This window comes from Rubellimicrobium roseum (genome assembly GCF_006152145.1).
Classification (GTDB): domain Bacteria; phylum Pseudomonadota; class Alphaproteobacteria; order Rhodobacterales; family Rhodobacteraceae; genus Rubellimicrobium; species Rubellimicrobium roseum.
Window position 1 is genome coordinate 1 of the sequence record NZ_VDFV01000077.1, and the last position, 11,664, is coordinate 11,664.

Below are 11,664 nucleotides of genomic sequence, written 5' to 3' on the forward strand. Positions count from 1 at the left end.
TGCGCCAAAGGGGTCCCGTTTGGACGCCGATCACCCCGGAAGCGGGGTCCTTATTCCATGCTGATCAACACTTTTGGGCAGCAACCGCCATGAACTTCTCCCCACTGCAGATACAATGTCAGTCCATATGACCCAAACTTCAAGTCCAAGTGAACCATACCTCTTGGGGCTCTGCCAGTGATGTGCGCCCATCGTGGTCACCGACTTCAGCGTGAGCCGGGCTCGAGGCTAGAAAGTGGTTGAGCGACGCGCAGCTCCATCCGGCTGCCTGCTGAAGGCGCGCAGCCTTCATCGATGCCCTTCAATGTTGGAGGCTCTGCCGGTAGAGAGCATGCGAATTGCAGGTCCCGCATGTGGCCACTGCTCTCTTTGAAGATTGCCCCCTTTGGAAAGGCCCGACATGCTCATCTCGATCGTCACTGCCGTGTTCAATCGGGCTGACACCGTAGCCGACGCGATAGAAGGCCTGCGGACGCAGAGCTGGAGCCACTGGGAGCACGTTATCCAGGACGGAGGCTCAACGGACGGCACGTTGGAGGTGATGCACGGTCTCGCCGACCACCGCACGCGGCTGGAAAGCGGCAAGGACGGAGGCATTTATGACGCGCTCAACCGGGCGTTTGCTCGCACAACCGGAGATATCGTGGGCCTCCTCCACTCGGACGACCTCTTTGCTGCGCCAGATATTCTGGAATCGGTGGCCGCGGCCTTTGCTGACCCGGAGGTGGACGCAGTCTACGGCGACCTTCTTTATGTAGCCAAGGACGACCCCGCGCGCGTGATCCGCACGTGGAACTCCCAGCCCTTCCGACCGGCGCTGCTCCGTCGGGGCTGGATGCCCCCGCACCCCACCCTCTTCTTGCGACGGCGAGTAATCGAGATCCACGGTTCCTTCGACACGTCCTACCGCATCGCTGCGGACTATGATGCGGTATTGCGCTACTTTCGCCAGCCGGGCTTCCGAGCGGTGCACGTGCCCAAGATCTTCGTGCGAATGCGCGTGGGTGGCGAAAGCAATCGCTCGGTGGAACGCATCCTGAAGAAGAGCCGCGAGGACTACCGCGCGCTGCGCACCAATGGCGTGGGCGGCGTGGGCACGCTGGTCATGAAGAACGCCAGCAAGGTCGGGCAGTTCTTCTGATGTTCAGGGCAGAGTCGCACCCGGCAGAGAGCAGCCACCCAAGAATGCCCCGCTGAGGACGGCCAAGACAATAGATAGCGACGTGTCATCCCGATTGGTCTGTCTGAAGGTGGTAAGGTCGGACCAGCGGCTCAGCCGGCAGTCCCCACTCCTTGTTGAGCTTGTGAACCATCTCGACCGTGAGAGCGCGTCTCCGGTTCAGGATCTCTGACGCCCGAGGGGCGGAGCCGAAGAGCCGGGCCAGATCGGCCTGGGTGCGGTTCGCCGCTTCCATATGTGCGCGCAGAAGGTCCACCGGCTCGACTTCCGGGATGGGGAAGTGGTGCTCCTCGTAGTGCTCCACCAGGTCGATGAGCACGTCCAGCTCGTCCCCTTCGGGCGTGCCGGGGTCGGCGCCCCAGAGGACTTCAATGCGTGCGAGGGTGGTCTTGTGGTCGTCAGGGGTGCGGATGGGTTGAATGGGCATGAGGGGGTCTCTGAGCGGGGGGTCAGGGATCAGATGAGCAGAGGGGGCTGGGGAGGTCTGGGGTTCTAAGGTCTGAGGTCAGTGGGTCAGGTTCGGTTCACAGTCAGAGCGTCGATGCGGTCGTATTCGGCATGGGTGCCGAGGAACTTGAGGAAGGCGACTTGGCGCCGGAAGTCGAAGGCAACGACGAGGCGGTAGTTTCCCCCCGCCACCTCGAAGCGCACCCGCTCGGCGTTCAGGACCTTGGCCTTTGAAAAGCTGGCCTGAACCTCCTGTGGGGTGTTCCACGAAGCAGCCTTTGCCACCCGGAACCAATGTTCCAGCGAAGCGCGGGTCTCCGGGTGCAGTTCAGCGAACTCTGTGATTGTGTTTCTGGCGATAATTCGCATGGCTGCAGCCGTTTTCCCATTTTGGGAATATGATGGTGCGAGCGGGCTGAGTCAAGGACACCTTTCCCAAATCGGGAACAGGGTGTTGGGTCGACGTGGAAACGATGCTTGGAAGTCGTGCTTCGGAGCACAACTCCGTCTTCAGGCTTCAACCGTCGCCTTTCGTGCCGATGAACCGTACGGTGCAGACGACCGAACCGTCCTCGTCGGTGACGCAGAGGCGCCGGTCAGGACTGTTCCAGAAGTCGACCGCCTGATCCTTCATCAACTGACCGGCAAGGGTCGCTGCCTCTGCGAGAACCTCCTCAGGACCGTTAAGAACCTCCTCCACCGGATCGAGATCGGGGCTGTTTGGGAACTCGAAGATGTACTTGGGCATACCGGTCCTTCTCGGCCCCCCACGGGAGACTACCCGCAAAGGTAGAAGCTACATGCTTTCGACAACCATGTGGAGACCGGTCCAGAACATTCTTCGGATCGTCTACGGCAAGGTCACACTTCGGTCGGCTGAGGCGCCAGCGCAATTTATTGCGTCAATCACGCCTCTTTTCAGCCCTAAGCCCTTCACCTTTGCCGCGGTCAGGAGTAGTAACATTCCGCACACCTCACCGTCACCCTCTGTGAAGCGGAACCTCAGATGAAGAGGCACGAGCTCTTCGGCCAGCCCACCAACCACACCGATGCGCCGAGCCCTATGGGGCAGGGTTACGCCGACACGTCTCGCCGGGGTGCAACGGTTGGAGGGAGGCGACTGACTGACCTGTTTGGGACGGACGTCAACTCACTCGAGGTACTCGACGAGCTTCGCCAGATCCAATGGTTTGCTCGCCAAGTGATTGGGGACAACCTCGACCGCCACTCCCTTGAGCGTGCCACGTTGGAACGCCTGCGTACGTCGATCCTGCGCCAGACCGAACAGGCCAAGATCCTGCAGGACAGGATTGTTCAAGCCGGCGCGGGTATCGCTTCGCAGGAGGAGATCGCCAAGCTCTGCCAGTTCTTCGAAGAGGCGCTGATCGAGATCGGACAACAACTCGAGCCAGTGCAATAGCTTTCACAGCCAACATGTCTCGAACCCGAGGCACTGGCTAGTGCAGCACCACCTGAGTATTGCGGCTTTCAGGCTCGTCATAGATGAGATCAAACCAGGTGCTGCCTACGTGGTCGGCCGCAATCTCGGGCGTGCGCGCCGTCAGACCTGCGATCGACCCCACGATAGAGAGCTGTGGCGGCGAGTACTGCAGCTTGGATTTGGGTCGCTTGACCATCATTGTTCCACTCTGAATTGCAAGACCGTGCTCCTACGTCGACGCAGGGCTGTCGACCTGCCTTTTCGTGAGGCTCTCGCGCGAGAGCGCACTAAGGATGTGAAACGGAGCGCCGAGATCCGAGGCAAGGGCGGCGGATGACACTCCTTGAGCCCTAGTCGGGCGACTTGGACATACGATGTATTCAGACAGCCTGACCGAAGGAGTATGTCAGGGGGTTTTGGGGGAACGCTCAGCAGATCCAGGCCGCGGCGCGACCAATGTTCAGCGATGGTCTCGGGTAGCCGTCAACTGATCCCGGCATTCTGGAGGGGCCATCTCTCGAGCGGCAGTTCGCAGCGGCACAGGACTGGCACTCACAACCGGATCGCAGCAGGGCGAAGTTCGACCTCGGGCCGTGTCGGGCCACCGCGCCGACTGCTTCAAAACCGACCGCGACGAGATCATGTCGCGACTGGGCACCTCTCGCGATCCGGCCCAGACGCCTTTCAACCAAGGCCATGACACATCAAGCTACGGCATCTCCAATCCAGGCGAGCGTACCGCGTGTCGCAGGTAGATGAAGGTACGTAGGATCAAACTGCCCCAGTTGGGCCAAGCCCTCCCAGTCGTGGAGAATCAGCCGACCAGCTTCCAACGTCAGCAGTCCTCGCTTCCTGAGCTCCTGGCATACCCGGTTAACATGGATCCTTGTCAGCCCTGTGGCTTGACTCAAATGGACCTGTGTCAACGGAAAGTCGCAGGCCTTGTCCTGCACCAAACCTACTGCTTCAAGCCGCGTCACGAGTTCGCAAAGCAAGTGGGCCAGTCGGCCGACCGCTGTCCGATGCCCTACGTTGACGATCCACTCGCGCTGTATGGAGGTCATGGTGAGCGCACATTCCCAAAGCAGCTCACCGATCCGAGGAATGCTGCGACATGCCTCCACAAGTTCCACCGTGTCCATCGAGGCCAAGGAGCAAGCGCTCACAGCAACAAGGTCGATGTCCAGTTCTCGGTCAGGGGTCGACATCAGGACAGGCATATCGCCTGGGAGGTGAAAGGCCATGATCTGGCGCTTGCCGCCCTCAAGGTCTTTGGAGGTGCTGGCAATGCCCTTCAGCACCAGCAGCCAAGTGGAGGAAGGGACTCCGGCTCGGAGGATCACCTGACCGGCCGAGACAGAGATCATCCGAGTCGGCAAGGCTGCGAGAGCGGTGCGCTCACCGTCCGATAGCTGGATCAAGGCCCCAAGCCTCGCGGCGAGAGGATGAACGGAAGACACGTCACTCGCGAGCATGAGAACCCGAGGCACCCATCATTGAGGAAAGTCGCCGACGAGGCGACCCGATCACGAGATGTGAGGTGTAGAGCAAATCCAGAGAAGGATCACCCCTATGTCGGTCGCAAGCTGGTGAGAGATACGTTTGGAGGGGTTCATTGGGGCCGTTTTTAACTACAGAGCCAAGGCTCTGAAACGTCAACAAGGCAGATCTCCACCAAACTCGCGATCTGGGACACGAGTTCGTCGCACGTCCTCACTGTTGGCTTTCAGGCTGCGCCCTACCAAGCGATTGATGGACAGCGCTAGCTACGTCGCTCGCGTGGGCAGGTGCCGGATCGCCATGCCGGTTTCGCGTTCAGCCCGCATCAGGTCCCACTGCGCCTGAAGATTGAGCCAGAACTGCGGGTCTGTGCCGAACCCGTGCCCGAAGCGGAGCGCCGTGTCGCCAGTGATGCCCCGCTTGCCCGCGATGATCTGACTGACACGGTTGGGGGGGCACGTCGATCTGGCGCGCGAACTCTGTGGCCACGACCGCACTGGCTGACCACTGTCCGGAGTTATGCCATCGAGAGACCGTGGAAGGCACCGCAGTCGACCACGCCCATATCTACCTATATGGCTTCGAGCTTGCGTATAGGGCCGTTAAACGCTAGATGTAGTACGAACAGTTTGGGCTAGGCTCCAGATTCCGTTTCGATTGAGAGTTTTATGAGCGCTCTCGTGGGCAATGGCGCTTGGCCTGGACGAAAGAACGGAGCAGCCACCATGGCACGCAGGAAAGCTCTCCCAAAGCCACAGGACTTTGGCTTCACAACGTTCGCACAGATTTTCTCCGACCGCGCTTCTATCCCCGGTGAAACGCCCGGGTCGCATGAAAGCTTTCACGCCGCAATGATGCGGACCCTCATGCCTTTCACTCCCTACGAGATGGTGATTGCCGAAAACCTGATCGCCATCGAGTGGGAGCTCCTGCAGCACCGTCGCATGCGCGACCAGTCGATACGGGCGGCCATTCAGACCGCTGTCTGTGGCGCGGTCGTGGCGAAATACAAAGCGGCGCACAAGGCGGAGATGAAGGCAGCCCTGCAGGAGTGGTGCGCAGCTGGTAACCGCGCCTATGACTTCTCGGAGGAGCCGTTCGATCAGAACGCGGCCGCTGCAACTGGAGAGGATTTAGCGCAACGGTGCATCGACCCTGATCTCGGAGTTCAGACAGCCGCTCATGCGGAGATCGAAAAGCTTGGCCTCCATCCGTTGCAGCTGATGGGCGAGGCTTATCGTGAACCGGGCCGATCGGTGACCTATCATGAAGAGAAGATCCAGGAACTTGAGCGCAGGCGCCGCAGCGTGAAAGAGGACTATGACCGGCTTCAGAAGGTGCGGCCGGTCGAAGCACAGACTGACGAAGTCATCGAGGCCGAGGTTCTCGCCTCGTGACGACCAAGGCCCAGATGGCAGCCAACCAGCGCAACTCCGAGGCAAGCTCCGGGCCACGCACGCCCCAGGGCAGGGCAACGGCGGCCCGGAACGCGCGTCGGCACGGCGCCACAGGCGCCCCCTCCCCCACCACCGTCGCAGACTGGTATCGCGTCATCACCGACAATCCGAGGGCCCTCCCCTCGGATCTCCTGAGATCGGATGCGGAAACATCTTTGGCGTTGGCTCTGGCGGACGCGGAAGCAAGACTTTGCGCGGCGGCAGCGGCCCTTGACGTCCATCGGACAGATCCCCTCGCGAAGTTCCGAGACCTTCAACTCGACAGCATGTTCGAGGAGGTCGCAGAAACGCTCAGACTCGAGGCCGCCGAGTTTGGCCCGACCAAGAAGCGACTCAATACTCTGACCCAGCTTGCCAAGCGGAAAGCTCGCTTCGAGTCCAAGATGCAGAACGGCGCCGACAAGGAGGGGCGCCTTCTGCATCGCTACCTGCGCGAGGCCCAAAGTCGGCGCGATCGCGCCTTCTCTGACTGGATTGCCCACTTATCCGAACGGCGCAGTCTGTCACCCAATCAAGGGGCGGCGTGGTCGGAGGCCCGAGATCCAGTATGAGGCGTACACGCCGACTGCCAAGAAGGCTGACCACCTGAACGAACCCAATCGCAGCCTTGGGCTGCAAGGATGAGTTCAGCCCGATGCCCCCAGACGAACGTGCTGGCCTCTGCGTACCTCCCTGGCCGACTCGAAGGCCCGATAACGCTCATTCGGATCCTGCGAGAACAGGCCTATTGGATGATGCGTCCACCGCCTCAAAGGAGATCCGGTTGCAACTCCGACGGCCCAACAGAATCCCGAATGAAAGCTTAGGCGACGGGTCGAGAGGAAGAAAGCTCCGGCTGAAATTCCGGCAGCAATGGTTTACGCCGGGCGCCGACGCGCGCGAGCCGGCAGATCGCCACAACGGCTATAGCAGACAGATTGCCACCTAGCGACCATACTCCGAGGGCTTCTAGCCATCCAAGATCGAAGGCCACCAAGCCGACTATTGCCTCCGAAATGCCCAGGAATGACGCCAATAGAACATAGCCCATGACTGACTCCCCTCGGGTCGAAGCTGCTCGCAGCCAGGGTTACAGATGAATATGGCAGAATAATGCTATGTGAGCGGCCTTAACGCGACATTGTAGCTCAAATCCTTGAGGTCTGATATATCGGAGCCTCACTTGCCACAGCTCTTCGTCTCTCGAATATAACCACCCTCGACGTGTCAGCATGGCGCTGCGACGATCGGCACGGGGGACTGCTCACGTATGACAGCCTAGGCAAAGCAGAACGATGAGTGTAAAAGACTAGTCGAAAGGGCTAACAACAACGGACCAGTTGCGTCGATACAGAGTACATTATGACTAGAACCGCCGATCAAAGCAATCTTGAGGCACACATACTTCTGTTAGAAGAGGCACTGGCCGAGTATGCTCATTGCTATGGCCTTACCGAACGGGCGCGGGCTGTCTTCTCCAAGCCGTACTCAGCGCACAAGCCCGATAACAGTGCGGCGTTGGATGACCGGGCGCACCAGACAGGGCGGCCTGAAGAGATTTGCATTCAGTTTAATGCATATCCGGCAGGCTTTAAGTAGTGTTCCTATTTTATGGGTATGACAAGGGCGTCGATCATGCGTTCGAAGCGATGCACTCCTAGGCGCCGCTGATAAGCATCGAGCTTCGATAGGCTGCCTCAATGCCCCTGACGGCAGTAGAGGGCTTTGTTGACGGCTTTACCCACGCCCTGCCGGCACCAAGACCGTCATCAGGGGGTTGTGCGAAACGCGAGAAGTTGATCGCCGAAACGAACCCATCTTCAATTTCAGGTTGAGCAGCTAAGCCTAGCTGGTGGAACTGAGCCGACCATCCATCCTTCGTGGCCTGCTCCCTTTTGTCGACTGGAAGACCCGAAAATTGCTTGGTCTCGGTCCGAGCCACTGCACGGAGGCCGGCTCGCGCGAAGGCATGACTCTGCGCTTCGTCGTAGGTAGGGGTAGCGCGCTGCTGCCTCGACCGTGACGCCTTGAACCTAGGCCTCTGACTTGCTTGGTGCCCCCAGACGGACTTGAACCGCCGACCTTCTGATTACAAATCAGCTGCTCTACCAGCTGAGCTATGAGGGCCCGACATACCGATTACGCGGTGGCGTGCGGCAGTGCAACCCTGCCCGGGAGACGGAGCGCTCGGGCCGATCAGCGGCTTGTCCGCGCCAGGAGCGCGGTGGCAACAAGTCCTACGAGCGTGATGGTCAAGGCGGCGGGAGCCGCTTCCGAAAGATTCTCAAGGCTCGCCTTCGCGTGCACGCGGGTGGCCAGCGTGTCGAAACTGAACGGCCGCAGAAGTAGTGTGGCGGGCAGTTCCTTGACGCAGTCCACAAAGACGAGAAGGAGGGCCGCCCCCAGCGAAGTGCGCGTAAGCGGAAGATGCACGGACGCCAGCGCTCCGCCGCTCGACCGCCCCAGTGAACGGGCCGCCATGGGGAGGGATGGCGAGATCCGCGCCATGGCGGCGTCGGCCGTCCCCTGCCCCACCGCGAAGAACCGCACCGAATAGGCCAGCACCAGGGCCGCTGCCGTGCCGGTCAGAAGGAGGCCTGGATCACGCCCCGTGATCCAGAGGACGGCATCTGCGACCGCATTGTCGAGCGCCGCAAGCGGGATGAGCACCCCGATCCCCAGGACAGCCCCCGGCACGGCATAGCCAATCGCCGTGACCGGAAGCAGAAGGACCGGCAAACGTCGGCTGGACAGCCTTGCCCCATAGACCATGACGACGCCGAGGGCCACGCAGATCGCCGCGGCCGCGCCGCCCACGGCCAAACTGTGGATCAAGGCGAGTGCCAGCCCTGGCTCGACCCACTGCTGGGCATCGAAGGAGTTGGACAGAAGAACCCCGACCGGCAGGACGAAGCCTCCCAAGAAGGGCAGCAGGCAGGCCAGGGTCGCCGACCAGGCTTTCCAACCCCGAAGCGGCTGGGGAACGACCGGGCGGAAGGCTCGGGCTGAAGCATGTGTGCGGGCATGGCGCCGGCTCGCCTTTTCCAGCGTCACCAGCACCACGATCACCACCAAGATGCAGACTGAAAGCTGAGCCGCGCCAGGCAGGTCGCCGGCCTGCAACCAGAGAGAGAAGATGCCTGTGGTCAGTGTCTGCACCGCGAAGTAGTCCACGGCACCAAAGTCGTTAACCGTTTCCATCATCACGACGGCTGCGCCGGCCGCTATGGCCGGGCGTGCCAGCGGCAGGCCCACGCGAAAGAACCGTGACCAAGCGTCCGCACCTAGCGCCTGAGCCACTTCGAAAACAGCGCCCGATTGCTCGCGGAAGGCCGCACGGGTCAGCAGATAGACATAAGGGTAGAGCGCGCCCGAGAGCACCAGGATCGCCGCTCCACGGGTCCGGACCTCGGGAAACCAGTAGTCGCGGGCGCTTTGCCATCCGAACAGGGCTCGCAACCCACGTTGCACGACGCCCGGATACTCCAAAAAATCGACCAGAGCGTAGGCGCCCACATAGGCTGGCACTGCCATGGGCAGGAGCAGGGCCCACTGCAGCCAATTCCGGCCTGGGAACCGGTAGAGTGTCACGAGCCAGGCAGCCCCTGTTCCGACCGCTGCGGTGAGCATTCCCACGCCGATCATGAGCAGCAGCGTATTACCGACGTAGCGTGGCAAGGTCGTGGACAGGAGGTGCGGCCAGATCTGGAGGCCGCCCTGGAACGCGATCCAGAGCACGGCCACTACCGGCAGCAGGACCAAGGTCGCGATCGACAAGGCCGCCAAGGACCAGCCGTCCGGCCTCATGGCCGTCAACCAACCCCTCCTGAGTTCCTGAGCAAGCCCCTGGGTCATAGGCCAGCGGCCTAGCCCAGTCCCGATCCCCTGTCGAGGTAGCTGACCTTTGGCATGTTCCCAAGATGCAATGGCCGGAGCCGATCTTGGAGCCCCTATCTCGAAGATGCTCTAAGTTACGTCGCCGCCGCTCCAGGATGCCTGAGGCGGTGTTTCTCTCCGACAAATAGCCCAAATTACGTACAGAGCCGGCAGGGTTCATGCGTCTAAGGTGTGAAACCGGCAATGCGAGGTCGAGGCGCTTAGCTTGTTCATTGTGCGATCCAAGCGGATGGCGGTGGCGTCCAGCGGTCTTGAAGATGTGACCGGCCTTCGACGGCATCGGTGTGCCCGGGTGGGTTTGCGACGATCCACATGGGGGGCGGTCATGGGGGAGATGGCCACGGCCGGGCTCGACCTGGCGCAGAATGTGGTTCAGGCGCATGGGGCTGAGGCTTCGGGACGAGCGGTCCTTTGCAGGAGGCTGAGACGCGACGGGTGCGGGCGTTCTTCAGCCAGCTGCCTCGGGGCGTGGTCGCGATGGAAGCGTGCGGCGGTGCTCCTTTCGGGGGTCGCGAGCTGGCCCGGCTGGGCCATGCGGTGCGGCTCATCCCGCCGGCCGACGTGCGTCGCTTCGTGAAGCGCTGGACGTCTGATGCCGCCGACGCGGAGGCCATCTGCGAGGTTTCAAGCCGGTTGCGCAGCAATCCAACGATCCGGGGGATCGTTGAAAGGCGCTGAAGCCAGCCTCCCTCGATGCGCTTTGTGCCGGTGAAGGGCGAGGAGGCCCAAGGGGCCGCGACGGTGTTCCGCGTCCGCGAGCTCCTGATCCGGCCGCGCACGCAGGCGATCAAAGCCCTGCGTGACCCCTTGACCGAGTTCGGGCAGGTTGTGCCGCAAGGCGTGGCCAACGACGCGCGGCGGATCGCTCTTGTGGCGGCCCCCGACAGCGGCCTGCCGGCCGAGGCGATCGCCACGCTCAGGGTGCTGGTCACGACCCTCGTCCATCTCGAGGCGGGGATCGGAAAGCTCGGCCGCGAGATCGCCCGGCGTGCCAGGGAGAACGAGGTGGCCCGACGGCTGAGGACGGCGCCGGGCATCGGGCCGGTGATCGCGACCGCCCTCGCGGTCTTGGCTCCCCCGCCCGGGACGTTCCGCTGCGCAAGGGACTTTGCGGCCTGGCCGGGGCTCACGCCACGTCAGCATTCCACCGGCGGCAAGCCGCGGCTCGGCGCCACCACGACGATGGGCGAACGGTCCTTGCGGCGGTTGCTCCTTCTCGCGGCCCACAGCGTCATCATCGAGCGCCCTGTTCACGCCGCGGCCCGGCCGGGCACTTGGCTCGCGGGGCTGAGCGCACGCAAGCCACCCTTGCCGGGGCGGGTGGCGCTCGCCATGGCGAGGCGGGATGGCGGCGAGCCTGCTGAGGCTGGCCGGGCTGAACTGGCCAGTACCGGCCCACTCCACGCTGTGTCGGCGGCGGCAGACCGTTGCCAGTCAGATCCCCCACGTCCGTTCAGGCGGCAACCTGGGCCTGCGGGTCGACAGCACCGGCATGGAGATGCGCGGCGGGGGTGAGTGGCAGGTCCACCGCCAGGGTCCTGGCCGTCGGAGAGAATGGCGCAAGGTGCATCTGGCCCTGGACGCGGCCACGGGGGACATCCGGGCCGTCGAGGCCACGCCCAGCCGCGAGGGCGACAGCCCAGTGCCGCTCGATCTGCTAATGCATCCCAGCCGATCGGCGCCGTCACGGCCAGGGCGCCTACGACGCCCGGACCTGTCACAGCGTCATCGCCGGGCGGTGCGGCACAGCCACCATCCCGGTC

11 protein-coding genes, 1 tRNA gene and 2 pseudogenes are annotated in these 11,664 nt (G+C 62.4%); 6 read left to right on the plus strand and 8 right to left on the minus strand.

The window, feature by feature from the left end:
- The first annotated feature begins 400 nt into the window (after positions 1-400).
- Positions 401-1,141, plus strand: a complete 741-nt coding sequence (locus tag FHG71_RS21845; RefSeq protein ID WP_139083813.1) for a glycosyltransferase family 2 protein — start codon at positions 401-403, stop codon at positions 1,139-1,141.
- 85 nt (positions 1,142-1,226) lie between these two features.
- Here FHG71_RS21845 and FHG71_RS21850 read toward each other — a convergent pair whose 3' ends face one another.
- The 3 genes from FHG71_RS21850 to FHG71_RS21860 form a co-directional block, all read right to left on the minus strand.
- Positions 1,227-1,607 carry a helix-turn-helix domain-containing protein gene (locus tag FHG71_RS21850; protein ID WP_139083814.1) on the minus strand — a complete coding sequence of 127 codons (381 nt, stop codon included), beginning with the start codon at positions 1,605-1,607 and terminating at the stop codon, positions 1,227-1,229.
- 86 nt (positions 1,608-1,693) lie between these two features.
- Positions 1,694-1,996 carry a type II toxin-antitoxin system HigB family toxin gene (locus FHG71_RS21855; RefSeq protein WP_139083815.1) on the minus strand — a complete coding sequence of 101 codons (303 nt, stop codon included), beginning with the start codon at positions 1,994-1,996 and terminating at the stop codon, positions 1,694-1,696.
- Between the two features lie 148 nt (positions 1,997-2,144).
- The gene (locus tag FHG71_RS21860; RefSeq protein WP_139083816.1) at positions 2,145-2,375 is read right to left on the minus strand and encodes a DUF6894 family protein; all 231 of its coding nucleotides are present in this window, start codon (positions 2,373-2,375) and stop codon (positions 2,145-2,147) included.
- 258 nt (positions 2,376-2,633) lie between these two features.
- Here FHG71_RS21860 and FHG71_RS21865 point away from each other — a divergent pair, with 258 nt between their 5' ends.
- Positions 2,634-3,047 carry a hypothetical protein gene (locus FHG71_RS21865; RefSeq protein WP_139083817.1) on the plus strand — a complete coding sequence of 138 codons (414 nt, stop codon included), beginning with the start codon at positions 2,634-2,636 and terminating at the stop codon, positions 3,045-3,047.
- Positions 3,048-3,084: 37 nt separating this feature from the next.
- Here the strand turns inward: FHG71_RS21865 and FHG71_RS21870 are convergent, their stop codons facing one another.
- The 3 genes from FHG71_RS21870 to FHG71_RS24830 all read right to left on the minus strand — a co-directional run bounded on the left by FHG71_RS21870 (position 3,085) and on the right by FHG71_RS24830 (position 5,065).
- Positions 3,085-3,267, minus strand: a complete 183-nt coding sequence (locus tag FHG71_RS21870; RefSeq protein WP_139083818.1) for a hypothetical protein — start codon at positions 3,265-3,267, stop codon at positions 3,085-3,087.
- 505 nt (positions 3,268-3,772) lie between these two features.
- Positions 3,773-4,489: a Crp/Fnr family transcriptional regulator gene (locus FHG71_RS21875; RefSeq protein WP_176559571.1), complete on the minus strand. Its 717-nt coding sequence runs from the start codon at positions 4,487-4,489 to the stop codon at positions 3,773-3,775.
- Between the two features lie 345 nt (positions 4,490-4,834).
- Positions 4,835-5,065 (minus strand): HigA family addiction module antitoxin, encoded by a 231-nt coding sequence (locus tag FHG71_RS24830; RefSeq protein WP_218014208.1) that lies wholly within the window; start codon positions 5,063-5,065, stop codon positions 4,835-4,837.
- A gap of 228 nt (positions 5,066-5,293) precedes the next feature.
- Here FHG71_RS24830 and FHG71_RS21885 point away from each other — a divergent pair, with 228 nt between their 5' ends.
- Positions 5,294-5,965 carry a hypothetical protein gene (locus FHG71_RS21885; RefSeq protein WP_139083820.1) on the plus strand — a complete coding sequence of 224 codons (672 nt, stop codon included), beginning with the start codon at positions 5,294-5,296 and terminating at the stop codon, positions 5,963-5,965.
- Positions 5,962-6,576 (plus strand): hypothetical protein, encoded by a 615-nt coding sequence (locus FHG71_RS24080; protein ID WP_139083821.1) that lies wholly within the window; start codon positions 5,962-5,964, stop codon positions 6,574-6,576. The genes FHG71_RS21885 and FHG71_RS24080 overlap by 4 nt, the downstream gene beginning before the upstream one ends.
- Before the next feature lie 1,479 nt (positions 6,577-8,055).
- Here the strand turns inward: FHG71_RS24080 and FHG71_RS21895 are convergent.
- Together FHG71_RS21895 and FHG71_RS21900 are read right to left on the minus strand one after the other, a co-directional pair.
- Positions 8,056-8,131 (minus strand) — tRNA-Thr (locus FHG71_RS21895).
- A gap of 69 nt (positions 8,132-8,200) precedes the next feature.
- Positions 8,201-9,811, minus strand: a complete 1,611-nt coding sequence (locus tag FHG71_RS21900; RefSeq protein ID WP_246045570.1) for an ABC transporter permease — start codon at positions 9,809-9,811, stop codon at positions 8,201-8,203.
- Between the two features lie 415 nt (positions 9,812-10,226).
- On the opposite strand from FHG71_RS21900, the pseudogene FHG71_RS21905 reads away from it, so the two are divergent.
- Together FHG71_RS21905 and FHG71_RS24455 are read left to right on the plus strand one after the other, a co-directional pair.
- Positions 10,227-11,242, plus strand: a pseudogene (locus FHG71_RS21905) (IS110 family RNA-guided transposase); the annotation flags it as partial.
- Between the two features lies 1 nt (position 11,243).
- A pseudogene (locus tag FHG71_RS24455) lies at positions 11,244-11,664 on the plus strand (transposase); the annotation flags it as partial.